A 25,904-nucleotide genomic window follows, 5' to 3' on the forward strand; every position below is an offset into this window, starting at 1 on the left:
GCGAAGTAAAGGATCCACGATCCCGTGCAGGCTCAGCGCTCGGGCCCAGCCAGCATCTCGAGCACATGCGCCGCGAGCGTCGCCTGCGCCGTGAGCTGCGGGTGGAGGCCGTCGTCGAGGAGGGGCAACGGGCCGGAAGCGTTCGCCGGGTCGATGACGAGGTCTCCCGGCTCGGCCACCCCTCGCAGGATCGCGGCGGTGCCGCGCACGTCGGCGTCGGTCCAGGCGAGCCCGGTCCCGCCGAGATAGGGGTGGGCGGCGACCTGCTGCTCGTCGATCGGCGTCGGTGCGACCCAGATCCAGCGCACGCCGGGCGCGCTCGCGGCGTCGCGGCGGATGAGCTGCAGGTTGCGGGTGGTCTCGGCTGTGCTCACGAGCCGGTCGCCGCCTGCGCCGGGAAAGCGACGGGCGTCGTTGGTCCCGAGCATGCAGAAGACGACGTCGGGTTGCCGCCGCCGGACGGAGGGAAGGCTCGCGAGGGTCTGCGTGGACGTGGACCCCGAGATCGCGAGGTTCTCGAACTGCAGCTCGAGTTGCGGCCGCTCGGCGGCGAACAGCTCGGTGAGCAGCTCGAACCACGAGAGCCGATCGGCCGTCGTGCTCTCGCCGAGCGCGAGGATTCGCGCGCCGGTTGCGAACGGCCCTCGGCCGAGTGCGGCCTGCGCCGACGGCGCTGCTGCGAGGCGACGAACGGCGTCGGTGCGCTGGGCGTCGAGGGCGTGCACCGCGTCGGCGTAGGACTGTGGATCAGCGCCGAAGACGCCCGCCCTCGCGGCGTCGTCCATCGCCCAGGCATAGGGAAGGGAGCGCTCCGGCCGCTCGAAGCGTACGAGCTTGTCGAGCACGGCATCCCTCACGACCGCGGCTCCGAGGTCGCGTCGGAACGGTTGCGCGCGGGCCGCGCGACATCCGTTCGCCGCAGTGGAAGCAGGAATGCGCAGAGCACGATCCACGCGAACGACGGGAAGCGCACGATCGGCAGCAGCACCGCGAGCTCGGGGATCGCGACCACGAGCGTTGCGACCATGGCGAGGCCGGCCAGCACGAGTCCCGCCCACGCGTGCCAGCGCGGCAGCAGGCCGGCCAGCAGTCCCGGTACGGCGAGCCCGGCGATGAGGAGACCGAGGGGCACGATGAACCCCGGGCCGCCGGCGAAGAACGCCAGGTCGTGCAGGAGGCGCACGATGCCGGGCTCCTCGAGCAGTTCCGGCCGCGTGAGCGCCCAGCTGAAGCCGGCCGACAACGCCATCGACGCCGCGGCGATGATGCCTCCGGCGAAGCCGATCGACACCCCCGGCGCGCGCACGCCGAGCTGGGTGAGTCGCGTCGTCGCTGCGGCCGCGAAGATCGCGAGCGGCACGGATGCCGCGAACTGCAGCAGCGCCGCGATCAGCACCGAGAGCTCGTGCTCACGGAAGTAGGCGACGATCGCATCGCCGTCACCGAACGGCGACGGGTAGGTCGCGCCGCCGGCGAGCACGGTCGGCAGCACGATCGAGGCCATCGAGAGCGCGACGACGACGATCGCGAGCGGCGGCAACGGCGGCCCCGCGGGTGCGCGCCGCGCGCCGGTGGACGAGGCGGAGTGCTGGGACTCGGCCGCGGCGGTTCCGACCGCCGCACCATTCGTTCTGTTCATGTAATCATTCATAGCACAGAATGATTCATCCGCAACTGGTAGAGTCGTCGACATGGAGACGACCGCGCACGAGGCACCGTTCCGGCCGCCCGCCGACCGCGTCGGGTTCCTGCTCTCGCAGGTCGGCGCCTTCGCCTCGACACGCTTCGCGGAACGCCTCGCCGAGCTCGACGTGCAACCGAGCGATGTCGGGCTGCTGCGCATGATCGCGGTCGAGCCCGGCCTCAGTCAGCAGTCGCTCGCTCGCAAGCTCGGCGTGGTCCCGAGTCGCGTCGTCGCACTCGTGGACGCGCTCGAGCGCAAGGAGCTCGTCACCCGCACCCGCAGCACCACGGATCGACGCACGCACGAACTGCATCTCGCCGACCGCGGTCGCGATGTGATGGCGCAGATGCGCCGCATCGGCCGCGAGCACGAGGATGATCTCGTCGCAGAGCTCAGCCAGGAGGAGCGGCAGACGCTCGGGCGGCTGCTCGCGCGCATCGCGGCTGCTCATGAGCTCGATCCCGAGGTGCATCCCGGCTATCGGGCATCGCGCGGCTGAGTCCACATCGAATCCCGTCGGAATCGCACCGCCTTGCAGTGCAACAAAAACATTGCACTTCGCGGCGAGTAGTGCAACGATTGCATTGCACATCATTCAGCACGACACTCGAGGAGGACGCATGAACGGCACCACCGGATCACTCGACCGGATCGAACAGCAGATCGACATCGACGCCTCGGCGGAGCGCGTGTGGGAGCTCGTCTCCACCGCGGGCTGGTGGATCAACGACGACAGAGTCGTCGAGCACCGCATCGAGGAACAGGGCTCGCGCGTCGTCGTGCACGACGAGAAGTGGGGCTCGTTCACGCTCGGCGTCGAATCGCTCGACGCCCCGCGCTACGCCGCGTTCCGGTGGTTCAACGCGCCCCCCACCTCAGCCGAGCCGAACCCCGCACTCGATGCACTCACGTCGACGCTCGTCGAGTTCTGGATCGAGGAACGCGCCGACGGCGGTGTCGTACTGCGCGTCGCCGAGAGCGGGTTCGAGGGGCTCGACCGCAGCGCCGAGGAGCGCCGCAGGATGTTCGACGAGAACACCGAGGGCTGGGCCATCGAACTCGGGTACGCGCGCGACCACGTCGCGAACGAGACCTCGGTCGACGTCGCGGCGGGTCGATGACCATCGGCACCGAGAGCCTCCCTGCCGCGTTCGCCGCCCTGGGCGACGACACGCGGTGGGGGCTCCTGCAGCGACTCGGCACGGCGCCCGCCTCGGCGACGGCACTCGCGGCCGACCAGCCGATCAGCAGGCAGGCCGTCGCCCGGCACCTCGAGGTGCTGCGCGAGGCCGGTCTCGTCGAGACCGAGATCCATGGCCGCGAGGTGCGCTACCGCGCGATCGGGTCGCGCCTGAGCGCCCTCGCGCGCGACCTCGACGCCCTCGCACAGGGGTGGGAGAGCCGCCTGCGCTCGATCAAGGCGGCTGCTGAGGGGTAACAGCAGGACGACCGGGACTCGTTCGGCCGATTCGTTCGGAAGCCTTACATTCGCGCTCCCATCAGCGCTATGGTCGAGACGTTGTGCGCCCCCGAGCACGACGACGCACGAGTCCCCGGGCACGTGCGCCTCCGCATCCCACGGAGAATCACATGTCCCCACTGCGCCTGTCGTCCCCCCGCCTGCCATACCCCGCTCCCCGAGCCACGCGAGCCATGCGATGAACGCGGCCGCACCGCATCGCACCGGCGTCACCTTCATGGTCGCCGCCGCCGCCGCGATCGTCATCGGAGCGCTCATCGCCGGATCGGGCTTCCTCGACCGCGTGATGTTCCGACTCCCCGAGATCCCGGGCGGCGAACGCATCGCCGTCGGCGTCTCCGTGCTCGCGCTCATCACCGCGCTGGTCTGGATGCTCGTGCGCCTCGGCGAGCTGGGCCGGGCCCGCTCCCGTCGCCGCGCCCTCGAGGCCAGCGTTCGCGGCGAGGTGAGCTGCGGCATCCGTCGCCGTGAGCTCGTCGCCCGCCTGAACGAGCTGACGACGGATGACGCGCCGCCGATCGCACTCGCGGCGCGCTACTCGATCGTGGCCGACGAACTCGGCGTCGCGTTCTGGAACGGCGGGCGCCGCCCGCGTCGCGCCGCGCACTTCGCGTGGCGCGAGGTCCGCGGCATCCGCAGCGATTCGCTCATCGCGGGCGAGACGGTGCTCTCCGTGCTCGTGCTGCGCGTGCGCCGCGCCGGCGTGAGCGTCGAGCTGCCGATCGTGCTCGCCGCGGAACGACCGGGCCGGTACGCGCTCTCCGACGCCCCGTTCTTCGCCGTGGTTCGCAGCTGGAAGGCCAAGCACCGCGAAGCGCTCGCGGCCGAGGGCCTCGAACTGCCGCCGCTCACGGCGCCGATCCAGATCATCCCGCAGAACGCGGGGGCGCTCGCCGGTCGCTGAGTTTCCCTCGGAGTCGCTCTGGGCGAACCCGGATTCGACGGCGAGTAGAATCCCTTCGTGCTCATCTGCCTCACCGCGAGTCACAAGAACGCCGGGTTCGACATGCTCGAGCGTCTCTCAGCGACCGCGGACGCCGCCGGTCCCCGTATCCGCAACGGCCACTCCGCCGTGCAGGGTGCCGTCGTCGTCGCCACCTGCAACCGCTTCGAGGCGTACCTCGACCTTGACGCAGCCGAGGGCGACTCGCCGGTGCCCGCGGTGCACGAGGCCATCCGCTCGGTCGGCGCCGTCGCCGGCCTCGAGCCCGAAGAGTTGCGCTCGACGTTCGGCTTCGTACACGGCAACGCGGTCGCCGGCCACCTCTTCGCAGTGGCCTCGGGCCTCGAGTCGGTCGTCGTCGGCGAAGGAGAGATCGCCGGCCAGGTGCGCCGTTCGCTCGAGCGAGCCCGCGCCGAGGGCACGACGACCCCCGACCTCGAACGACTCTTCCAGCGCGCCTCGCAGATCTCGCGCCGCGTGAAGAACGAGACCGGCATCGGCAACGAGGGCCGCTCGGTCGTGCGCCTCGCGCTCGAACTCGCCGAGAGCCGCATCACCGACTGGTCGGCCACTCGCGTGCTGCTCGTCGGCACGGGCCGCTTCGCAGGGGCCTCGCTCGCCGCGCTCCGCGACCGCGGCGTCACCGACGTGCGCGTCTTCTCCCCCTCCGGCCGCGCCGCGAAGTTCGCCACGAGCCACGGCATCGAGGCGGTCGGGCATCGCGACGTCGCTGCGGCGGCCGCCACCTCCGACGTCATCGTCACGTGCACGACGGCCGAGCACCACGTCGTCGACCGCGCGCTGCTCGAAGCGGGCCGGGCCGGGTTCGGGGCATCCGCTGGTTCTGCTGCTGCCGGTTCTGCTGCTGCCGGAACTGCTGCTGCCGCTCGGCCGCTCGGCCTCGTCGCCGGACCCGCCGAAGCCCCCGTCGAGCGCCAGCTCGTGATCGACCTCGGCCTTCCCCGCAACGTCGCGCCCGACGTCGTCGAGGTGCACGGCGTCGAACTGCTCGACCTCGAGACGATCCGCATCCACGCCCCGCTGGAAGAGTTCGGTGCGACGGATGCCGCGCGCGCGATCGTCGGCGGAGCGGCCCGGGCCTTCGGCGAGTCCCGCGAGGAGCAGGATGTCGCGCCCGCCGTCGTCGCCCTCCGGCGCCACGTCTTCGACCTGCTCGACGGCGAGATCGAACGCGCCCGCACGCGCGGCGACGCCGATGGACGCACCGAGGAGGCCCTGCGCCACATGGCCGGCGTGCTGCTGCACACGCCCATGGTGCGCTCGCGCGAACTCGCGCGCGCCGGCGAGCAGCAGGCCTGGATCGACGGCATCGCCGCCATCTTCGGCGTCACCCCCGCAGCGGATGCCTCGGCCGCCACGTCGGAGGCGCGCGCTACGCTTCGTGACGATGCACGAGAACGCCACGCCTGACCCCGTAACCACGACCACGACCGCGCCGACCGCACTCGACCGCGCCGCCGCGGCAGCCGCCGACGGGCCACCCGCGCTGCGGTTCCCCTTCGATGCGACCGCGCTCACCGAGACGCCGATCAACACGGAGCGTCTCGTGCTGCGGCCGCTCGAGGCATCCGATGCGCCAGACGTCTTCGAGTACCAGCGCATCCCCGAGGTGCTGAGGTACCTGCCGTGGCCCGAGCGCGACCGCGCCGAGGCGTACGAGCACACGGCGAAGCGCGCCGCCGCACGGGTGCTCGAGGGTGATGGCGACTTCTTCGTGCTCGCGATGACGCTGCCCGGCGTGCCGTCGGTCGAGGAGTCGACGGGTGGGGCGTCGACGGGTGCGATGTCGACCGGGGCGATGTCGACGGGTGCGATGTCGACCGGTACGGCGCCGACGGGTGGGGAGCCGATCGGTGCGGAGCCGACGAGCTCGACGGCGCGCGACCGCGTGATCGGCGACATGATGGTGCGCGTCTCGAGCGCCAAGCACGCTCAGCTCGAACTCGGCTGGGTCGTTCATCCCGACTTCCAGGGCAAGGGCTATGCCCGCGAGGCCGCGATCGCCATCAGGGACTTCGCGTTCGAGATGCTGCGGCCGCACCGCATCCAGGCATTCCTCGACGCGCGCAACGAGGCATCCGCCGGGCTGTGCGAGCGGCTCGGCATGCGACGCGAGGCGACGATCCTCGAAGAGCAGTACAACGACGGCGAATGGCAGGACACGGCGTTGTACGGCGTGCTGCGGCGCGAGTGGGCGGGCGCTCGGGAGTAGGCAGGCACTTCCCGTTCCCTGCCCCCACTTTCGACACTCCTCGCCCTCACCGCCTCGCCCTCACTGCCCCGTCACCGCCTCGCCCCACCACCCTCGCCCTTCCTCGCCCTCACCGCCCCGTCACCACCGATTCTCCACAGACTTATCCACAGACTGTGGAACATACGTTCGAATGTCGGCCGCCCGCGAGACAATGGAACATGGCCGAAGCGCTCCCCGACTTCAGCGGTCTGACCGCCCTGATGTCGTCGTGCGCACCGTCGTCGAGCACCTTCAGCGCGCTCGACGATCGCGCCCTCGTCGAGGCGGTCGAGGCCATCACCGCGCTCCGGCACGAGGTCGAGCGAGCCCAGGCTCTCGCGGCCGCCGAGGTGGTGCGGCGTTCGAAAGTCGCCTTCGGGCTGCAAGGGCTCGCTCAGCGCACCGGCCACGCGAGCGCGGGCGATCTGCTGCAGTCGATCACGCATTCGTCGAAACGTGAGACCGCCGCTCTCGTCGGGGTCGGCCGCATGGTCGCCGAGACCGAGGCGGTCGCCGAGCTCGAGCTCGCACGACTCGATGATCCCGAGCTCGCCGCGGTCGTGCCCGAACCGGTCGCGCCGTGGTTCTCCGAATTGAGCCGTGCCGTGGCCAGCGGGGTGCTGACCGTGGCGGTCGCCGACGCGATCCGTTCCGGGCTCGGTGAACCCGGCGGCGATGCCGACGAGTCGGCGTTGGCCTCGGCGTTGGCATCCGTACTCGCGAGCATCTTGGCCGACCGTCGCGGGCTGCACGCCGACGCGGCTCGTCGCCTCGCCCGTCAAGCGCGCGATCGCATCGACGCCGCCGGCGTGGCCGCGCGCACCGAGCACCAGCGTGAGGCGCAGTTCTGGCGCGTGTGGGTGAAGCCCGACGGCATGGTGCGCGGGGAGTTCGAACTCGACGCCGAGAGCGGCATGCTCATCAAGGCGGTGTTCGACCAGCTCACCCATCCTCGACGCACGGCGGCCCCTGTGCGACGCAGCTTCGGCGATCCGGTGCGGGGCGACGCAGCCTTCTCCGATGCTCGTGCGACGCGCGAGCGCGACGCGGCCGAAGGCCTCGTGCAGTTGCTCCGTGCCGGCGCGAGTGTCGACCCGACCCGCCTGCTCAACGACAAGAAGCCATCGGTCCGACTCATCGTGAACGCGGTCTCACTCAGTACGGGCGAGGGCTCGGGCGCCATCGAGGGCCACCCCGACCGCGTTCCGCTCGTCGACATCCGCACGGGGCTCTGCGAGGGTTACCTGCCGGTCCTCTTCGATGCCGACGGCGCCTGCCTCGACCTCGGCCGTGACGAGCGACTCTTCACCGACAAGCAGAAGACGGCACTCGCAATTCGCGACGGCGGATGTCTCGATCCCGACTGCACTCGCCCGCCTTCCTGGACCGAAGCCCATCACATCGACCACTGGCAACGCGACGGCGGGCGCACCGATCTGGCCGACGGCATCCTGCTCTGCCGTCGAGATCATCTCAGGTACCACAATCAGGGTTGGGAGGTGCGGCGCACCGGCACGAACTACTGGCTCATACCTCCGCCGGGCGTCGATCCAGACCAGACCCCGAGATTGATGCGAGCGAAGACGCCCGCAGATCTCATCAATCCGGTCGACCCGGAGCGTCTCGCGAACCCGGGCGATGCCCGGCTCGCGGATCCTGTCGATCCGGCGCGGCCCCACCTCGCATCTGTCCGAGCGAGGCCGGCCGAGCCTGAACGAGTGCTTCCGGTCGCTGGGTAGAGCTCTGCCCAGCGCGGCCCAGTGCGGCTCAGCGCGGCGAATACTCGAGCGCGGTGGCGGCTGGCGCACGGGAGTCGACGGAGCCTGAACGCGCGGACGCGAGCGGACGCCGGCGTACGAAGACGTGGCGGTTACCGGCGCGCCGGAAACCGGACACGGCACAACCCGGACACGTGGAAACCGATCTCGCTGGAAACCGGTCTCAGGCGCCCCGGACGGGCGAGCCCGATGCCGGCGCTGCAGATTTCGCCATGCAGCTCCCGCGACGCGCGGCGCAAAGCCCGCCTTCGTCGTGCAGCTCCCGCGACGCGCGGCGCAAAGCCCGCCTTCGCCGTGCAGCTCCCGCTACGCGCCGACGAGGCGCGACGCCAGGAAGCCCTCGAGCTCGGCGAGCGGCACGCGCACCTGTTCCATGCTGTCGCGCTCGCGAACGGTCACCGCGTTGTCGTCGAGCGAGTCGAAGTCGACCGTGATGCAGAACGGCGTACCGATCTCATCCTGCCGACGGTACCGACGCCCGATGGCACCGGCATCGTCGAAGTCGACGTTCCAGTGCTTGCGCAGCGACGCGGCGACCTCACGAGCGAGCGGCGACAACTTCTCGTTACGACTCAGCGGAAGCACGGCGGCCTTCACCGGCGCGAGACGCGGATCGAGGCGCAGCACCGTGCGGGTGTCGACGCCGCCCTTCGCGTTCGGCACCTCTTCGACGTGGTACGCGTCGACGAGGAATGCCATGAGCGAGCGGGTGAGACCGGCCGCGGGCTCGATCACGTACGGGATCCAGCGCTCGTTCTTCGACTGGTCGAAGTACGACAGCTCCTTGCCCGAGTGCTCCGAGTGGGTCGTGAGGTCGAAGTCGGTGCGGTTCGCGACGCCCTCGAGCTCACCCCACTCACCACCGGTGAAGCCGAAGCGGTACTCGATGTCGACGGTGCGCTTCGAGTAGTGCGACAGCTTCTCTGCGGGGTGCTCGAAGCGACGCAGGTTCTCGGGGTCGACGCCGAGGTCGACGTACCACTGCCAGCGGTAGTCGAGCCAGTACTCGAACCACTGGTCGTCGGTGCCGGGCTCGACGAAGAACTCGAGCTCCATCTGCTCGAACTCGCGCGTACGGAAGATGAAGTTTCCGGGCGTGATCTCGTTGCGGAACGACTTGCCGATCTGACCGATGCCGAACGGCGGCTTCATGCGAGCGGCCTGCAGCACGTTCGCGAAGTTCGTGAAGATGCCCTGAGCGGTCTCGGGGCGGAGGTAGTGCAGCCCCGATTCATCCTGAACCGGGCCCAGGTAGGTCTGCAGCATCATGTTGAAGTCGCGCGGCGGAGTCCACTGACCGCGGGTACCGCAGTTCGGGCACGCGATGTCGCCCATGCCGTTCTCGGGGGCGCGACCCTTCTTCTCCTCGAAGGCCTCGAGCAGGTGGTCTTCACGGAACCGCTTGTGGCAGTGCAGGCACTCGACGAGCGGGTCGGTGAAGACGCCGACGTGCCCGGAGGCGATCCAGACCTGCTTCGGCAGGATGACGCTCGAGTCGAGACCGACGACGTCGTCGCGACCGGTGACCATGTACCGCCACCACTGCCGCTTGATGTTCTCCTTCAGCTCGACGCCGAGGGGGCCGTAGTCCCACGCGGAGCGGGATCCGCCGTAGATCTCGCCGGCCTGGAAGACGAACCCCCGGTGCTGGGCGAGGGCGATGACGGATTCGAGACGGCTGGGTGCGGCCACGGTGGCTCCAATGGTCCTGGGGATCGGGCGAAGGCGAATGCCGAAGACGGGCGAATGCCGGAAAACGACACGGTGTCACCATCCTACGGGCGGGTGCCGCCACGAACGAGCGCACGGTCGGTACGCTGTGCCCATCACGACCATGGCCGAGGGGGCGACGGTGTGGGATCTCATCTGGGAACTGAACGTGATCGACGGCCCGTTCGTCGTCGCGGTGTACGGCCTCGCGGCGCTGGTGTTCCTGTACCTGCTGTTCCGCGGCCCCGGCTGGTCGTGGGTGCTGACGGTCATCGTGCTGCTCATCGTGGGTTCGCTCATCGGGGTCGCGGTGCTCTGGATCGGCGTCAACGTGCTCGACGCGTTCGGCGGCCCGGTCGATGATTCGGCGTGGCTCTGGGTGCCGGCGGCGTTCGCCGGCATCACGGTGGCGATCTGGAACCTCTGGTACTCGCGGTGGTGGCGCAAGCTCATCGCCCTGCTCGCGATCCCGTTGTTCTCGGCGACTGCGGCGTTCGGCGTGAACGCCGCATACGGACTGAATCCGACGCTCGGCTCGATGTTCCACATCTCGACCGCCGACACGATCGACCCGCCCGTGCCCGACCCCGCGACGATCGCCGAACCGGCGGAACCGCTGTACGCGACGTGGACGCCACCGCCCGACATGCCCGAGTCGGGAGAGGTCGGCATCGTGCAGGGCGGCGTGCCGAACACGCTGTCGGGCTTCGAGGCCCGGCCCGCCCAGATCTACCTGCCGCCCGCCGCGCTCGTGACGGATGCCCCGCGCCTCCCCCTCGTCGTCATGATGATGGGCCAGCCCGGCGACCCCGATGCGAGCTTCATCGGCGAGGTGCTCGACGACTTCGCGGCCGACCACGACGGACTCGCACCGATCGCCCTCGTCATCGACCAGCTGGGCGACCCCTCAGCCGATCCGCTCTGCCTCGACAGCGAGCTCGGCAAAGTCGAGAGCTACGTCATGCAGGATGTCGTGCCGTGGGCCAGGCAGCGACTCGGCGTGTTGCAGGGCGCGACGTTCACGACCGTCGCCGGGTACTCGAACGGCGGCGGCTGCGCCGCCTACTTCGGCGCGAAGTACCCCGAGGTGTTCGGCAACCTGCTCGCGGTCTCCCCCGTCGAGTACGCGGGCGCCGAAAACCCAGACGAGGTGCTCGCGGAGATCTTCGGCGGCGACCGGTTCGCCTACGACCTCGTGAAGCCCGCGAACATCATGGCGGCGAAGGCCCCGTACCCCGACTCGGCGGCCGTCTTCACGGTCGGCGAGAACGACCTCGCGTTCGTCAGCGGCACCGAACGACTGGCGGATGCCGCGACGGCCGCGGCCATGCAGACGACGCTGTTCCTCGTGCCCGGCGCAGACCACGACGTCGTGGCGCTCACGGGCGGCCTCGAGAAGGGATTCGACGTGCTCTCTCCGCGACTCGGGTTGTCGGCGCCATGACCGAGACGACTGGGCGTGTCGGAGACGCCGAGAACACCGAGGACCTCGAGCCGAGCGGGCGTCTGCGCTCGACGGCGGAGGCGCTCGGCGGATTCATCCGTCGCGTGCCCTTCAGCATCGCCGTCGCGGTGCTGCTCGTCGTGACGGCGCTCGTGACGGGCACGTTCTTCGGCGCCACATCCGACGAGACCGCCACCACGTGGGCGGCCGGGGTGATCACGACCGTCGACGGTCGGCAGTGGTGGACCGTCGCGACGGCGCTCGTCATCCCGTTCGACCCGTTCCAGCTCGTGTTCGGCGTGCTCGCGGCACTCGTGCTGCTCGGCGTCGCCGAGCGACGCATGGGCACGTGGCGCACGATCGTCGCGTTCCTCGTGACGGGTGCGATCGGCGTCGCGGTGGGAACGCTCCTGCAGTGGGTCGGCTCCCTCGCCGGCGAGTGGTGGGCGACCGGCACCGCCGCGGACCTGACGCTCGACCCGCTCGCCGGCATCGTGGGCGCACTCATGACGGCCACGGCGTTCATGGGCAGGCTGTGGCGCCGACGCATCCGAGTCGTGACGATCGCCTTCATCCTCGTGTTCGTGCTCTACGACGGCGACTCGTCGAATGCCTACCGACTGGTCGCGGCGATCGCGGGCTACCTGCTCGGCGCCGTGCTGACTCGCGACGCCTCGACCCTCTCGGCCAAGCGCAGCTCCCACCGTGAGACCCGCACGCTCGTGGCCGCCGTCGTCGCGGTCACCGCCGTCGGTCCGATCGTCGCCCTCGTGAACCGCTCCGAGCTCACGCCCTTCGCCTTCGGCTCGTACCTCTTCGCTGACGAGCCGCTCGAGCTCGCAGCCGTGATGGCCACGTGCGGCGGGGAGGCGGCCACGGCTGCCGCCGCGGCATCCGAGTCGTGCACCGCCCAGCTCGCACTGCTCAGCGCGCAGGGATTCGGCATGTTCCTGCTGTCGTTCGTGCCGGTGCTGCTCCTGCTCGTCGCCGCGTGGGGGCTGCGCCACGGTCGCCGCTTCGCGCGCTGGCTCGCGATCGCGGTGAACGCCGCGATCCTGCTCTTCGCCCGCACGGCCTACGACGTCACGGTGACGACGGCCGACGTCGACGACGGCACCTGGACCGTGTTCGATCTCGGCGAGCTCGTCGTGTGGGCCGTCGCGGTGCTCGCACTGCCGATCGGCATCATCGTCATGCTGGTCGTGACCAGACGGCACTTCCAGATCCGCGCACCGAAGGGGGCGTTCGCCCGGTTCGCCGGGGTCGTCGTCGGCACCTTCGTCGTGCTCGCCGGCGTCTACCTCGTGGCCGGGCTCGCGACCGTGGGCGAGTACTGGCCGGCCGCGACCGGGTGGGACGTGCTGCTCGACACGTTCAAGCGGTTCGTGCCGCCGCACTTCCTCGCCGTCGTCGACCCGATCGTGCTGCCCGGGCATGACGTCACGAGCTTCCTCGCCCAGGCGGTCGGTCCCGTGTTCTGGGCGGTGTTCATCGCCGCGTCGATCCGGCTGATGTCGCGCACCGGCTCGGCGGCGAAGACCGCCGACGACGCCCGGCTCCGCGAACTGCTGCACCGCAACGGCGGCGGCACGCTCGGGTTCATGGCGACCTGGCCGGGCAACGTCGCGTGGTTCAGCGACGACGGCGACTCGGCCGTGGCGTACCGGGTGATCAACGGCGTCGCCATCACGATGTCCGACCCGATCTGCGCGGCGGGGAACGGCGGCCGCGTCGTCCGCGAGTTCGCCGCCTTCTGCGACGCGAACAGCTGGGTGCCGGTCTTCTACAGCGTGCATCCCCAGTACCTGCCGGTGTTCGACGAACTCGGCTGGCAGCACATGTCGGTCGGCGAGGAGACGCTCGTGCGCACGACGGGGCTCGAGCTCGCCGGCAAGCCGTGGCAGAAGGTGCGGCAGGCGCTGAACCGCGGCATCAAGGAGGGCATGACCACGGTCTGGACGAGTTGGGACGAACTGCCCCTCGCCACGCTCGCGGAGATCGAGGCGATCTCCGAGGAGTGGGTCGCCGAGAAGGAGCTGCCCGAGATGGGCTTCACGCTCGGCGGCATGGAGGAGCTGAAGGACCCCGAGGTCCGGCTCATGCTCGCGATCGGGCCCGACGGGCGGTTGCAGGCGGTGACGAGCTGGCTGCCCGTGCATCGCGACGGTTCCGTGATCGGCTGGACCATCGACTTCATGCGCCGCGCCGACGGCAGCATGAACGGCATCATGGAGTTCCTCATCGCGTCGGCGGCGCTGCACATGAAGGACACGGGTGCCGAGGTGCTGAGCCTCTCGGGTGCACCGCTCGCGACGAAGCCGCTCGAACCGGGCGAGACGCCGCCCGAGCCGACGGTGATGACGCGGCTCCTCGACTTCCTCGCCTCGACGCTCGAACCGGCGTACGGGTTCTCGTCGTTGTTCAGGTTCAAGGCGAAGTTCAACCCCGACTACGAGACCATCTCGATGGCCTACCCCGACCCGCTCGCCCTGCCGACGATCGGCCTCGCGATCGGCAAGGCGTATCTGCCGGAGGTCTCGCCGGCGGAGGCCGTCGCCCTCGTGAAGACGCTCACGAAGTAGCGTTCGCCGACCACATCGAGCGGATGCCACCGCCAGCCACCGCGCGCGGCGAATCGCCTTTTGTGCAACGAAACTTTTGCCGAACAACTGACGAAAGAATACCGTATAGCATCCGACTTTCGCTTGACCCGTCCGCAAGATGTGGCGTACCGTTCGAAAAAGAACGCCGGTCGGTATTTACGACTGGCCGACTGGGGACGCGGAGACCGGTGCGAACCAGGGCATCGCGCATCCTTGCGAGGCGCGGTTTCGGCGCGAGGTGGCGACGGTGCCGAGTCTCGATCCATCCCTCTTCATGCAAAGGAGCATCATGGACGATCTCATCGACCGCGACGACAACCCCGAGCTGGGCCGGCGCCTTGGTCTTTCCCGCCGACAACTGCTCGCAGCGACGACCGGCATGGCTGCGGCCGCGGCACTCGGCGCGGCGGCCTTCGGCGGAGGGCCGGCCCACGCCGTCACTCGCGGAGCCGCCGCCTCCGGGGGCGTGAAGGCAGCCGGCAACGGCGTGCTCCTGCCCCCGGGCAAGCGCGGCATCATCCTCTACACGGTTCGCGACGCCATCTCGCGCGACCCGAACACGACCGATCTGGCATCGGGCTTCAAGGAGGTGTTCCAGGAGCTCTCGCGCATCGGCTACAAGCAGATCGAGTTCGCCGGTTACGGACAGCACGCGAATGCCGACGGCGGCAATGTCAACAACGTCGCCGGCGCCCAGCTGCTGCGCACCTGGCTCGACGACAACGGGCTCGAGGCCGAGGGCAACCACGGCAACATCCCGTCGACCATCAGCGACGCGACGATCGCCGCGTTCGACGCACAGTGCGAGGTCGCGAACATCCTCGGATTCGGCCACATCGGAACCGGCAACGACCCGACGGGCAGCGCGTTCGTCGCCGACTGGGATCTCGCCGCAGAGCGGTGGAACTTCTTCGGCGAGCGCGCCGCGTCGCACGGGCTGAAGCTGTACACGCACAACCATGACATCGCGTACAGCTTCCTGCTCGACAGCGGTCCGCTCGACGCGCTCGGCCGGCCGACGCGCTCCAGCGGCATCCGCCGCCTGGAGTACTTCCTGGCGAACACCGACCCGAGCTACGTCTACCTCGAGATGGACATCTACTGGGCCCACGTCGCGCAGTACAAGCACCGCAGCTTCACTGCGCCCGACGGCACCGTGGTCGAGAGCCTCTTCGACCCGGCCGGGGTCGTCTCGGCGCAGACCACCCGGTTCCCGCTGTTCCACACCAAGGACGGGCGCATCAACACGGCGACCCCGAACGGGTACGACATGGTGCCGTTCGGCCAGGGAGACATCGACTACACGACGTTCTTCCAGCGCATCGGCGCCAAGGGGTACCACAACTCGATGTGGGAGCAGGACACGGCACCGGGCGGCGGCGCGAACCCCGGCCAGTCGCTGGCGTTCGCACAGGTCGCGTACGACGGCATGGCCGCGCTCCGCGGCTGACGCAACACACTGCCCCGGGCCAGGCCGTAACCCGGCCCGGGGCATTCCTCGTTTCAGCACACCCCTCTTCCAAGGAGACATCCATGTCCACATCCAGAATCCGGTTGGGCGCCCTCGTGCTCAGCGGACTGCTGGCGGCCACGTCGCTCACCGTGAGCGCCGGGGCCGCCGCCTTCGCACATGACGGCGAGGACCACGGCGACGAGGTCAGCGCCACCACCTGGGCCAATTACGAACGCGTGACCCTCACGAGAGACGTCGGCGAGCCGATCGACCTCGCGGTGATGCCCGACTCGCGCGTGCTGCACACGACGCGCAACGGGCAGGTGCGCCTCACCGATCCCTCGCAGGGCACCACGACGGTCGTCAACACGATCGACGTCTATGCGAACTCCGAGGACGGCCTGCAGACGATCGCCCTCGACCCGGCCTTCGAGGAGAACGGCTGGGTCTACCTCTACTACGCGCCCCGCACGATGGTGTCGCCCTACCCGGCGACGACGCCGACGGGATCGGCACCGAACACCCTGCCGGCGGGCGCCGACGAGTCGTATTGGAACCAGTGGAAGGGCTACAACCAGCTCAGCCGCTTCCACTGGAACGCTGAGACGAACTCGCTCGACCTCGCGAGCGAACAGGTGATCATCACGGTCGAGGTGCAGCGCGGCCAGTGCTGCCACGTCGCGGGTGACGTCGCGTTCGACAACGACGGCAACGTGCTGCTCGCCACCGGCGACAACACGCCGGCGAGCACGCCCGGCGCCAACGGCTATGCCCCGAACAACGACCGCATCGGGTACAACCCCGGTCTCGACTCGCGTCGCGGCGCCGGCAACTCGAACGACCTGCGCGGCAAGATCCTGCGGATCGACGTGCAGGACGACGGCAGCTACACGATCCCCGCCGGCAACCTGTTCGCCCCGGGCACCCCGCAGACCCGCCCCGAGATCTACGTCATGGGCGTGCGCAACCCGTTCCGCATCGACTACGACCCCGTGACGAGCGCGCTGACGTGGGGCGACTACGGCCCCGACGCGGGCACTGCGAGCGACCTGCGCGGCCCGATGGGGTACGTGGAGTGGCAGAGCACGACGAAGCCGATCAACGGCGGTTGGCCCTACTGCCACGGACCGAACGCGAACTACAACGACTGGGACTACGAGACGCTCACCCAGGGCGACTGGTTCGACTGCGACGCCGGGCCGACGAACACCTCGCGCCACAACACCGGCCTGACGCAGCTGCCCGCCGCGACGGCGCCGCAGATCTGGTACGGCGACCAGGCGACCCATCAGCCGTGGCCCGAGCTCGGCGCCGGCGGACAGGCCCCGATGGGCGGCCCGACCTACCGGTATGACGAGGAGAACGCGTCGACGACGAAGTTCCCCGAGTACTGGAGCGGCAAGACGTTCATGGCCGAGTTCTCACGCGACCGCATCTTCGCCTTCAGCCAGGAGGACCCCGACGGCGAGGTCACGAAGATCGAGGACTTCCTGCCGAACGCCGCACTCAACGCGGCGGGCATGCCCCCGTGGGACAACGTGATCGACTTCGAGTTCGGCCCCGACGGATCGCTCTACGTGCTCGACTACGGCGACGGCTTCTTCCGCCCGAACCCCGACGCCGGCCTCTACCGGGTCGACTACGTCGAGGGCACGAAGGGTCCGCGCGTCGACCTCGACGCCTCGGTGACGTCGGGCCAGGGTCCGCTCGAGGTCGACTTCTCGGCCGCCGGCAGCACCCACCCCGACGGCCTCGCGCTCAGCTTCGCGTGGGACCTCGAGGGAACCGGCACCTTCACCGACGGCCCCGCCGAGGTGAGCCACACGTACACGGCCGACGGCCAGTACACGGCTCGCGTGCGGGTCACCGACTCGAGCGGACGCGTCAGCCTCTCGTCGGTCGTGATCACGGTCGGCAACACCGCGCCGACCATCGAGATCGTGACTCCCGAGAACGGCTCGTTCGCCGACTGGGGCGACACCGTCGCCTTCGAGGTGAAGGTCACCGACCCTGAAGACACGACGATCGACTGCTCGCGCGTGAACTGGAGCTACGCACTGGGTCACGACAACACGCACGCCCACCCGCTGTTCACCGGCACCGGCTGCACGGCCGAGATCGAGATGCAGGAGGAGGCCGGCCACGGCGAGACCGAGAACATCTACGCCCAGATCGGCGCCTCGTACACCGACGGCGGCAGTGCCACGGCTCCGGCGCTCTCGGCCGACGACGTGACGCTGCTGAACCCTCGCGAGCTGCAGGCCGAGCACGCCGACGCGAAGGGCGGCGAGACGACGATCGTCGACGACGAGACAGCTCGCGCCTTCCGCAAGGTCACCTCGTTCGACGCCGGCGACTGGCTGGCGTACGACCCGGTGAACCTCGTGGGCATCACCGGTGTCGAGGCACGCGCGACCGGCACCGGCTCGCTCTCACTGCGGTGGGGCAGCGCCGAGGCCGAGCCGTTCCTGACGATCGACGTGGCCAGTGCCGGCGCCGAGTGGCTGGAGGCATCCGCGCCGCTGGTCACCGTGCCCGAGGGAACCGATCGGCTGTACGTGACGAGCACGGGCGGAGTCGACCTCGACCAGCTCGAGTTCACCACGTCGACGAGCGATATCCGTGCGCTGCTCGGCAGCCTCGACGACGACGGCCGCATCACCCACGGCGCGGCGGCATCGTTCGGGGACACGCTGGCCGAGGCCGACGCGGCCCTCGCCGCCGGCGACACCGCCACGGCGATCAGCAAGCTCGAGTTCATCGTCGCGAAGGTGCCGAGCCGCATCCGCACCGATGCCGAGGCTGCGGCGCTCGTCATCCGCGCGGCGGAGGCGGTGATCGCCGACCTCCGATAGCGCAGCTGCGCTGACACCCGGGAGCCCCGGTTCGCCTCGGCGGGCTGGGGCTCTCGCACGCCTGGCTGCAGGCGGCGCATTCCGGGCCGCACCCGTAACGCGCGACCCGGAACGCTGTGCCACCCCTCTTCCAGAAAGGCAGGCCACTCAGGCTACACCGCGGCAAGCGACCCGGCCCGGCCTCGGACGCACCCCGACCAGGGGCCGACATCCCACGGCCGACTCGAGCGCCTGCGCGTTTCCACACCGAGCGGATGCCGCGGCTCACGCCTCGGTCAGCGAGCCCGGCCCGATCTCGGCGACCGAGCGATGGCCTGCGAGCCCGAGGGTGAGATCGAACTCGGCGATGTGGTTGCGCACGACCTCGCGCACCCCCGTGGCCCCGGCGACCGCGAGGCCGAAGACGTAGGGGCGGCCGATCCCCACAGCCGTGGCGCCGAGGGCGAGGGCGATGAACGCGTCGGCGCCGCCCCGCACGCCGCTGTCGAGGATGACGGGCACGCGCCCGCCCACCCGCTCGACGACGCCGGGCAGGGCGTCGAGGCTCGCGACGGAGTCGTCGACCTGGCGCCCGCCGTGGTTCGAGACGACGAGGCCGTCGACACCGTGGTCGAGCGCCTGCGCCGCGTCATCCGGATGCAGCACGCCCTTCAGCAGCACCGGCAGCTTCGTCCACTCGCGCAGCTTCGCGAGGTCGGCCCAGGTGAGCGCCGGGTTCGAGAACACGTCGAGGAAGGTCTCGATCGCGGCCCGCGGGAGCGGCGAGCGCAGGGCCGCGCGCACGCCGCCGTCGACGAGCGGAGTTCTCGCGCCGGCGCGGGCGATCGAGAACGCCGAGGCGAGCAGCTTCGGGGTGACCTTCGGGCGTGCTCCCCCGCCGGCACCGGCGGCGGCCCGCTGCCGCACGAGCTCGGCGAAGACCGGGTCGCTCGTGTACTGCGCGATGCCCTGCCCCCGCGTGAACGGCAGGGAGGCGGCGTCGAGATCGCGCGTGCGCCAGCCGAGCAGGTGCGTGTCGAGCGTGACGACGATCGCCTCGCAACCGGATGCCTCGGCGCGACGCACGAAGGAGGCGTTGAGCTCGTCGGAGGCGCTCCAGTAGAGCTGGAACCACCGGGAACGCGAGCCCATCGCGGCCGCGACCTCCTCCATCGGGCGCGAGGCCTGGTTCGACAGCAGGTAGGGCACGTCGAGCGCTGCGGCCGCCCGGCCCACCGCGACATCCGCTTCGGGGTGGGCCATCTCGGCGACGCCGATGGGCGACAACACGAAGGGCGTCGCGCGCTTCCGGCCGAGCAGCTCGATCGAGAGGTCGCGCTCCGAGACGTCGCGGAGCACCCGCGGCCAGATGCGCCGCCGTGCAAACGCCGCGCGATTCGCCGCCATCGTCGCCTCGGCACCCGCGCCACCGGCGAGGTATGCGAACGCCTCGGCCGAGACCGCCTTGCGTGCAGCACGCTCGAGGGCGTCGTGGTCGACGGGCACCGCGGGGCGGATGCCCGAGAGCCCGGCCCGATACACCTCGGACTGCACGTCGCGCGCGAATCCTCGCGGGACGGCCCCGGATGCGCTCTCGCCGGCGCCGGGTGCTCTCGTGCTGGCCATCGGCTCGCTCCTTCGCGGTGTCGGGTGCGAGCCAGCGTAGCCGTGACGCGACGGCCGGCGACAGTGCAGCCGCGCCCTCGTCGTCGCCGCCGCCCCGTCACCCGACACGACGTAGGGTGGAACGGATGCCTCAGCTCCCCGATCTCCGCGTCGCCGCCATCGCCCTCGTGCGCGACCGGCGCGTGCTCATGGTCACTGCGCGGGACCGCGAGGTGTACTACATGCCGGGAGGCAAGATCGACGCGGGCGAGACGGCGGCCGAGGCCGCAGCGCGCGAAGCCCTCGAAGAGGTCGCCCTCGTGCTCGACCCCGCCGAACTCGTCGAGCTCTTCGAGGTCGTGGTGCAGGCGCACGGCGAACCCGATGGTCGCCTCGTGCGCATGCGGGTCTTCCGCGCCGAGACGGATGCCGCGCCCTTCGCCTCGGCCGAGGTGGGCAGCCTGCACTGGGTGACGACCGCCGACGTCGATCGATGCCCGCCCGCCGGGGCCGAGGTGCTCGAGCGCCTCTCCGCCGCCGGTCTCATCGACTGACCCGCCGCGGCAGACGGGCGCGCGTGGCTGCTGATGGAGCCGGCTCCCCCTCGTAGACTTCGCTCATGCCGACCATCCGCGAGTTCCGCCGTGGCGACCGGGTCACGCGCATCACTCGCACCGGCATCGACGACGGCCCCGGCTACGTGCTCGTGCACGGCATCGGCATGGCGCACGAGTACTGGTCGGATGTCGCGGAATCACTCGGCCGCACCGGACCCGTGCACGCCCTCGACCTCCCCGGCTTCGGAGACACGCCCGAACCGGAGCACCCGTTGTCGATGCCCGCGGCCGGTGACCTCCTCGCCGAGCTCGTGCAGGCCGAGGGCATCGAGAACCCCGTGCTCATCGGGCACTCGTCGGGCGCGCAGGCCGTTGCCGAGGCGGCAGCCCGGCACCCGCAGCTCTTCGAGCGCATCGTCCTCATCGGTCCGACGGTCAACCCGCGCGAGCGATCCGTGCCGAAGCAGGCGGCGAGGCTCGCGCAGGACCTCGTGCTCGCGCACCCGAAGGTGCTCGGCCTGGGGCTGTGGTCGTACGCTCGAGCCGGCGTGGGCTGGTATCTCGAGACCCTGCGCCCCGTCATGGCCCATCGCATCGAACGCACGCTGCCGGGCATCTCCGCGCAGACCCTCGTCATCCGCGGCGAGCGCGACCGCATCGTGCCCCGCGAGTGGGCCGAACAGGTGACGCGGATGGTGCCGCATGCACGCCTCGTCGAGGTGCCCGGTCGTGGGCACGAGACGATGATCACGGCCGGTGCACAGGTGGGCGACCTCATCGTGCGGCATGCACGCGGCGACCTCGTCGGATCCGAGGTGCCCGGCATCGCCGCCGCGGACGCCGCGGTCACCGCCGACACCGCCGCCACGGGCGCCACCGCCGCCGAGGCGATCGCCCCGACGAAGGGCATCGACGTCGAACGGGCGAAGCCGATCCCGCTCCTCGCCGCGGCGGTGTGGTGGGCGCTCGACTACCTCGATGCCGCGAAGCAGCAGCTGCGCGTGCTCACGGTGCCGAAGCTGCCGAAGCGATGGGCGCGAGGCGACACGGGCAAGCCGACGATCCTGCTGCTGCCCGGCGTCTACGAGCACTGGTCGTTCATGGAGCCGCTCGGCGACGCGCTGAACGCCCGTGGCTACCGGGTGCAGGTCGCCCACGGGCTCGGCGCGAACCTGCTCGCGATCCCCGACACCGCCGAGCGGGTGTCGCGCGCGCTCGCGCGCATCCCGACGCCGCCGGAGGGCCGGGTCGTCGTCGCCCACTCCAAGGGCGGGCTCATCGGCAAGCTGTTGCTGCTCCGCGATCTCGACCACCATCTCGACCTGCGAGGGCTCGTCGCGATCGCCACCCCCTTCGGCGGCGCGCGGCTCGCCCGCTACCTGCTCGACCCGAGCATGCGGGAGTTCGACCCCGACAGCGCGACGATCGTCGAGCTCGCGAGCGCGGCATCCGTCAACTCGCGCATCGTGTCGCTCTTCGGGGTCTTCGACCCTCACCTGCCCGAGGGCAGTTCGCTCGCCGGCGCCACGAACCGCCGACTGCCGGTGGCCGGCCACTTCCGGATCCTCTCGGCGCCCGAGACGGCCGCGGCCGTCGTCACCGCGGTCGAGTCGCTCTCGGCCCCACCGGAGGCGGTCATCGCCGCCGCGGTGGCGACCATCGCCGCAGCGATCGACACCGACGCGGACGCCGACACGGGTGCGGATGCAGCGGCGGACGCACTTTCGGGCGAAGATGCGGGCGCAGAGGCGGACGCCGACACGAGCGCAGTTGCGGGCGGAGAGGCGGACGCCGACGCGCCGGACGGTCCGACCGCTCAGAGCTCCTCGAAGGGACGCGCGTAGCGGAACGCGCCGCGGTGCGCGTCGGTGACAGCTGCGAGGGGCAGCGCCTGGAAGTACTCGCCCCACGCGGGCTCGGGCGCGACGATGCCGAGCTCGGAGCCCGGGACGAATCCGAACCGCCCGTAGTACGCAGGGTCGCCGAGCAGCACGATCGCGCCCTCGCCGTGCGCCTCGGCGACGCGCACGGTCTCGGCGATGAGTGCGGAGCCGACGCCGAGTCGCTGCTGGCCCGGCAGCACGCCGATGGGCCCGAGACCGAGCGCCTCGGCCTCGCCGATGCTCGCGCGGGTGCTGATGCAGTAGCCGATGACCTCGCCGTCGAGCTCGGCGACGAGCGCGAGGTGCGGGAGCAGCGCGTCGGAGTCGAGCAGCGCCGTGTTCAGCCCGACCTCGATCGGCGGCGCATCGGCGGTCGTGGCCGGGGTGGCGAACGCGACCGCCAGCAGGTGCTCGACCGCGGCGTGATCGGCGGATTCGAGTGACCGGATCAGCATGTCAGTGCACGTACTCCAGCAGGTCGAGGCCGACCTGGCGCATGCCGTCGAGCACCGCGAGACGGGAGGAGATCATCGTGTCGGCGTAGTACATCGAGACGGCGTACGACACGCTCGCGCGCGGCCCGCGGAGCACGCCGACCTCGCTGCGCACGCCGCCGTCGGTGCCCGTCTTGTTCATGAGCAGCACGTTGTGGTCGGGGGTGCGGTGCGCGAGCGGGTCGAGCCCGAACGCGCTCGCCACCATCGAGAGGTCGGCGTTCAGCGAGAGCCAGCCGACCACGCGCTGCGACACCTCGGGCGAGACGATCTCGCCGCGGGCGAGCGAGGCGAACAGCCAGGTCAGCTCCTTCGCCGAGCCGATCGAGAGCTGCGGGGCGTCGTCGGGACCGCGGTGGTCGCGCACGAGGTCGAGCAGCGCCGTGCGGGTCAGGCCGAGCGCCTCGGTGCGGGCGCGCACCGCCTCGAGGCCGACGTGGCGGATGAGCACGTTCGTCGCGAGGTTGTCGCTCGTCGCACCGATGAGCGCCGCTAGGTCGGCGAGCGGCAGCGACGGCGACTGCATGTGCTGCCAGATGCCGGAGTCGCCGACGGCGTCACGCGGCGCCCGGTCGAGCACCGTGAACGACTCGCTGCTGTCGCCCGCGAGCCGTGACGCGACCTCGACGAGCAGCAGCACCTTGCCGATCGACGCCGTCGGCATGACGACGTGGTCGTCGACGGAGAAGAGCACCTTGCCGGTCGCGAGGTCGGTCGCCCGAGCCGACACCTGCACGCCGGCGAGCGCGAGCTCGCCGAGCGCGTCGAACCCGCGGGCGAAGTTCTCGCCGGGCTCCTCGGTGCGATGCTTGCCGCGCCTCAGGTCGCTGTGCCGTGCACGCCGCTCCGAACCCTGCGACGACGTCACCACGGTGCTCCCACGGCCTTCCTCTGACGGTCGGCGCTCCCCCACCGCTGAAGCGGCGCGCTCGATATTGCTCGAATGTACGTACAGGACTACCAGATCGTCACACGCTCGGCTGGGTCGAGCCAGAGGGCGTCGTCGGGAGTCACTTCGAAGCTAGCGTAGAACTCGTCGATGTTCCTGACGATCTGGTTGCAGCGGAACTCGTTGGGCGAGTGCGGGTCGATCGCGAGCAGCCGCACGACCTCCTCGTCGCGGCCCTTCATCTGCCAGGCCTGCGCCCACGACAGGAAGAAGCGCTGCGCGGCGGTGAGGCCGTCGATCACCGGAGCCGACTCGACGTCGCCGCCGAGCGAGATGACGTAGGCCCTCCATGCGATCGCGAGTCCGCCGAGGTCGCCGATGTTCTCGCCGATCGTGAGGGCGCCGTTGACGTGCGGCGCGTCGCCCGCGTCATCCGCCTCAGGCTGCTGCTCGTTGTCGGCCGCGTCATCGTTCCCGCCGTCTGCGGGCTCGATCTGCGAGGCCTCGAGCTGTGCCGGCACGAGCGCGTCGTACTGGGCGATGAGGGCCGCCGTGCGCTCCTCGAACGCGGCGCGGTCGGCCTCGGTCCACCAGTCGGTGAGGCGCCCGTCGCCGTCGTACTTCGAGCCCTGGTCGTCGAAGCCGTGGCCGATCTCGTGCCCGATCACGGCGCCGATCGCACCGTAGTTCGCGGCGGCGTCGCGCTCGGCGTCGAAGAACGGGTACTGCAGGATCGCCGCCGGGAAGACGATCTCGTTGAACCCGGGGTTGTAGTACGCGTTGATCGTCTGCGGTGTCATGAACCACTCGTCGCGGTCGAGCGGCTTGCCGATCTTGCCGAGTTCGCGGTTGAACTCGTACTCCGCGGTCGCCCGCACGTTGCCGACCAGGTCGTCGGTGATCTCGAGCACCGAGTAGTCGCGCCACTTCACCGGGAACCCGATCTTCGGGGTGAACTTCGCGAGCTTGTCGAGCGCCTTCGCCCGGGTCTCCTCGCCCATCCACTCGAGCGCGTCGATCGACTGCCGGTACGCCTCGACGAGGTTCGCGACGAGGTCGTCCATCGCCTCCTTCGCGGCGGGCGGGAAGTGCCGCTCGACGTAGATGCGGCCGACGGCCTCTCCCATGGCGCCCTCGACGAGCGAGACGCCGCGCTTCCACCGCTCGCGCATCTGCGGGGTGCCGGTGAGCGTGCGGCCGTAGAAGTCGAAGTTCGCCTCGACGAAGTCGTTCGAGAGGTACGCGGCGCTGCCGCGCACGACCTGCCAGGCGAGCCAGTCCTTCCACGCCGGCAGGCGGTCTTCGGTGAGCAGCGCGCCGAGGCCCTGCACGAACGAGGGCTCGCGCAGCACGATCTCGTCGAACGCACCGGCGGGCACGCCCATGGCGTCGCGCCAGGTGTTCAGGTCGACGTTGCCGTCAGTGCCCTGCCGAGCGGATGCCTCTGCGACCGCGTCGTCCCACGAGAACAGGTTGTACGTCTTCTCGCTGTCGCGAGTCTCGACGTTGCTCCAGTGCGCCGCGGCGATCGCGGTCTCGAGCTCGAACACCCGGGCGGCGCGCTCGCCCGGCGCTTCGAGCTGCGCGAGCCGGAGCATCCGCTCGAGGTGCGACCGGTACGCCTCGCGCACGGACTCGAAGCGGTCTTCGCGGAAGTAGCTCTCGTCGGGCAGGCCGATGCCGCCCTGCTCGACGAAGACGAGGTAGCGCTCGGGGTCGCCGGGGTCGTTGTCGACGTAGAGCTGCAGGAAGCCCGGCACGCCCTGGCGCTCGAGCCGCCCGAGGGTCGCGAGGAAGGCGTCGACCGAGTCGATCAGGTCGACCTCGACGAGCTGGCCGGCGATCGGAGTGGCGCCCAGCAGGTTCGCCCGCTCCTCGTTCATGAAGCTCGCGTAGAGGTCGCCGACCTTGCGCGCCTCGGTGCCGGGCTCGGCGCCTTGCGACTCCTCGATGATCTCGCGCACGGCTTGCTCGGCCTCCTCGTGCAGCACGAGGAACGAGCCGTACCTGGCCTTGTCGGCCGGGATGTCGGTGCGCTCGATCCACCTGCCGTTGACGTGTCGGAAGAGGTCGTCTTGCGGGCGGATGCCCGCGTCGAGTTCGTCCTGCTTGATTCCGGAGGGCAGCGCGACATCGGTCATCCCCCCAGCCTAGGCGGCGGTCCGGCGCGGGGTCACGCGTCTGGCGGAAGGTGCGTGAAACTCCCAGAGATCGCCGCGATCCCGGCGCGGTGCCGTCGTCTCGCGTGCCCCGCGCCGGCACGTCGAGGGGCCGCGGACGATCTCGTCGTCGG

At 70.5% G+C, this 25,904-nt stretch carries 20 protein-coding genes; 13 read left to right on the forward strand and 7 right to left on the reverse strand.

Annotated features, from left to right (window positions below; all coding sequences use genetic code 11):
• Nucleotides 1-32: 32 nt before the first annotated feature.
• Complete coding sequence (locus ASD23_RS04260; RefSeq protein WP_056006649.1) at nt 33-857, reverse strand: SGNH/GDSL hydrolase family protein; 825 nt, start codon at nt 855-857, stop codon at nt 33-35.
• A complete protein-coding gene (locus ASD23_RS04265) occupies nt 854-1,639 on the reverse strand; it encodes a hypothetical protein (RefSeq protein ID WP_200941676.1) in 786 nt (261 codons plus the stop codon). The genes ASD23_RS04260 and ASD23_RS04265 overlap by 4 nt, the downstream gene beginning before the upstream one ends.
• 52 nt (nt 1,640-1,691) lie before the next feature.
• Here ASD23_RS04265 and ASD23_RS04270 point away from each other — a divergent pair, with 52 nt between their 5' ends.
• From ASD23_RS04270 to ASD23_RS04300, 7 genes are all read left to right on the forward strand, one after another.
• Nucleotides 1,692-2,183 carry a MarR family winged helix-turn-helix transcriptional regulator gene (locus ASD23_RS04270; RefSeq protein WP_056006652.1) on the forward strand — a complete coding sequence of 164 codons (492 nt, stop codon included), beginning with the start codon at nt 1,692-1,694 and terminating at the stop codon, nt 2,181-2,183.
• 121 nt (nt 2,184-2,304) lie between these two features.
• On the forward strand, nt 2,305-2,805 hold the full coding sequence (locus tag ASD23_RS04275) for a hypothetical protein (RefSeq protein WP_056006657.1): 501 nt from the start codon (nt 2,305-2,307) through the stop codon (nt 2,803-2,805).
• Nucleotides 2,802-3,122, forward strand: coding sequence for an ArsR/SmtB family transcription factor (locus ASD23_RS04280; protein WP_056006660.1), 321 nt, complete (start codon nt 2,802-2,804; stop codon nt 3,120-3,122). Before ASD23_RS04275 ends, ASD23_RS04280 begins: the two co-directional genes overlap by 4 nt.
• Nucleotides 3,123-3,342: 220 nt before the next feature.
• Complete coding sequence (locus tag ASD23_RS04285) at nt 3,343-4,068, forward strand: hypothetical protein (protein ID WP_056006663.1); 726 nt, start codon at nt 3,343-3,345, stop codon at nt 4,066-4,068.
• 57 nt (nt 4,069-4,125) lie between these two features.
• The gene (locus tag ASD23_RS04290) at nt 4,126-5,538 is read left to right on the forward strand and encodes a glutamyl-tRNA reductase (protein WP_082571247.1); all 1,413 of its coding nucleotides are present in this window, start codon (nt 4,126-4,128) and stop codon (nt 5,536-5,538) included.
• Entirely contained in the window at nt 5,516-6,340 is an 825-nt protein-coding gene (locus ASD23_RS04295) for a GNAT family N-acetyltransferase (protein ID WP_162248727.1), read from the forward strand. Before ASD23_RS04290 ends, ASD23_RS04295 begins: the two co-directional genes overlap by 23 nt.
• 200 nt (nt 6,341-6,540) lie before the next feature.
• Nucleotides 6,541-8,100 (forward strand): HNH endonuclease signature motif containing protein, encoded by a 1,560-nt coding sequence (locus tag ASD23_RS04300; RefSeq protein ID WP_056006669.1) that lies wholly within the window; start codon nt 6,541-6,543, stop codon nt 8,098-8,100.
• Between the two features lie 345 nt (nt 8,101-8,445).
• On the opposite strand, the gene ASD23_RS04305 is transcribed toward ASD23_RS04300, so the two are convergent.
• On the reverse strand, nt 8,446-9,831 hold the full coding sequence (locus tag ASD23_RS04305; protein WP_056006672.1) for a glycine--tRNA ligase: 1,386 nt from the start codon (nt 9,829-9,831) through the stop codon (nt 8,446-8,448).
• A gap of 127 nt (nt 9,832-9,958) precedes the next feature.
• Here ASD23_RS04305 and ASD23_RS04310 point away from each other — a divergent pair, with 127 nt between their 5' ends.
• From ASD23_RS04310 to ASD23_RS04325, 4 genes are all read left to right on the forward strand, one after another.
• Nucleotides 9,959-11,293, forward strand: a complete 1,335-nt coding sequence (locus ASD23_RS04310) for an alpha/beta hydrolase-fold protein (RefSeq protein ID WP_162248728.1) — start codon at nt 9,959-9,961, stop codon at nt 11,291-11,293.
• Entirely contained in the window at nt 11,290-13,875 is a 2,586-nt protein-coding gene (locus ASD23_RS04315) for a rhomboid family intramembrane serine protease (RefSeq protein ID WP_056006675.1), read from the forward strand. Before ASD23_RS04310 ends, ASD23_RS04315 begins: the two co-directional genes overlap by 4 nt.
• Before the next feature lie 310 nt (nt 13,876-14,185).
• A complete protein-coding gene (locus tag ASD23_RS04320) occupies nt 14,186-15,346 on the forward strand; it encodes a sugar phosphate isomerase/epimerase family protein (RefSeq protein WP_056006678.1) in 1,161 nt (386 codons plus the stop codon).
• A gap of 83 nt (nt 15,347-15,429) precedes the next feature.
• A complete protein-coding gene (locus ASD23_RS04325; protein ID WP_082571176.1) occupies nt 15,430-18,204 on the forward strand; it encodes a PQQ-dependent sugar dehydrogenase in 2,775 nt (924 codons plus the stop codon).
• Between the two features lie 264 nt (nt 18,205-18,468).
• Here the strand turns inward: ASD23_RS04325 and ASD23_RS04330 are convergent, their stop codons facing one another.
• Nucleotides 18,469-19,809 carry an alpha-hydroxy-acid oxidizing protein gene (locus tag ASD23_RS04330; RefSeq protein WP_056006684.1) on the reverse strand — a complete coding sequence of 447 codons (1,341 nt, stop codon included), beginning with the start codon at nt 19,807-19,809 and terminating at the stop codon, nt 18,469-18,471.
• Between the two features lie 125 nt (nt 19,810-19,934).
• Here ASD23_RS04330 and ASD23_RS04335 point away from each other — a divergent pair, with 125 nt between their 5' ends.
• Together ASD23_RS04335 and ASD23_RS18510 are read left to right on the forward strand one after the other, a co-directional pair.
• Complete coding sequence (locus ASD23_RS04335; protein WP_056006687.1) at nt 19,935-20,342, forward strand: NUDIX domain-containing protein; 408 nt, start codon at nt 19,935-19,937, stop codon at nt 20,340-20,342.
• A gap of 65 nt (nt 20,343-20,407) precedes the next feature.
• Entirely contained in the window at nt 20,408-22,189 is a 1,782-nt protein-coding gene (locus ASD23_RS18510; RefSeq protein ID WP_082571177.1) for an alpha/beta fold hydrolase, read from the forward strand.
• Here the strand turns inward: ASD23_RS18510 and ASD23_RS04345 are convergent.
• The 3 genes from ASD23_RS04345 to ASD23_RS04355 all read right to left on the reverse strand — a co-directional run bounded on the left by ASD23_RS04345 (nt 22,162) and on the right by ASD23_RS04355 (nt 25,752).
• Nucleotides 22,162-22,683 carry a GNAT family N-acetyltransferase gene (locus ASD23_RS04345; protein WP_056006690.1) on the reverse strand — a complete coding sequence of 174 codons (522 nt, stop codon included), beginning with the start codon at nt 22,681-22,683 and terminating at the stop codon, nt 22,162-22,164. The two genes, ASD23_RS18510 and ASD23_RS04345, sit on opposite strands and share 28 nt — an antisense overlap.
• Before the next feature lies 1 nt (nt 22,684).
• Nucleotides 22,685-23,593, reverse strand: a complete 909-nt coding sequence (locus tag ASD23_RS04350; protein WP_056006693.1) for a serine hydrolase — start codon at nt 23,591-23,593, stop codon at nt 22,685-22,687.
• A gap of 86 nt (nt 23,594-23,679) precedes the next feature.
• On the reverse strand, nt 23,680-25,752 hold the full coding sequence (locus ASD23_RS04355; RefSeq protein WP_056006699.1) for a M13 family metallopeptidase: 2,073 nt from the start codon (nt 25,750-25,752) through the stop codon (nt 23,680-23,682).
• Nucleotides 25,753-25,904: the final 152 nt, after the last annotated feature.

The sequence above is a fragment of the Agromyces sp. Root1464 genome, from assembly GCF_001427265.1.
Lineage (GTDB): Bacteria > Actinomycetota > Actinomycetes > Actinomycetales > Microbacteriaceae > Agromyces > Agromyces fucosus.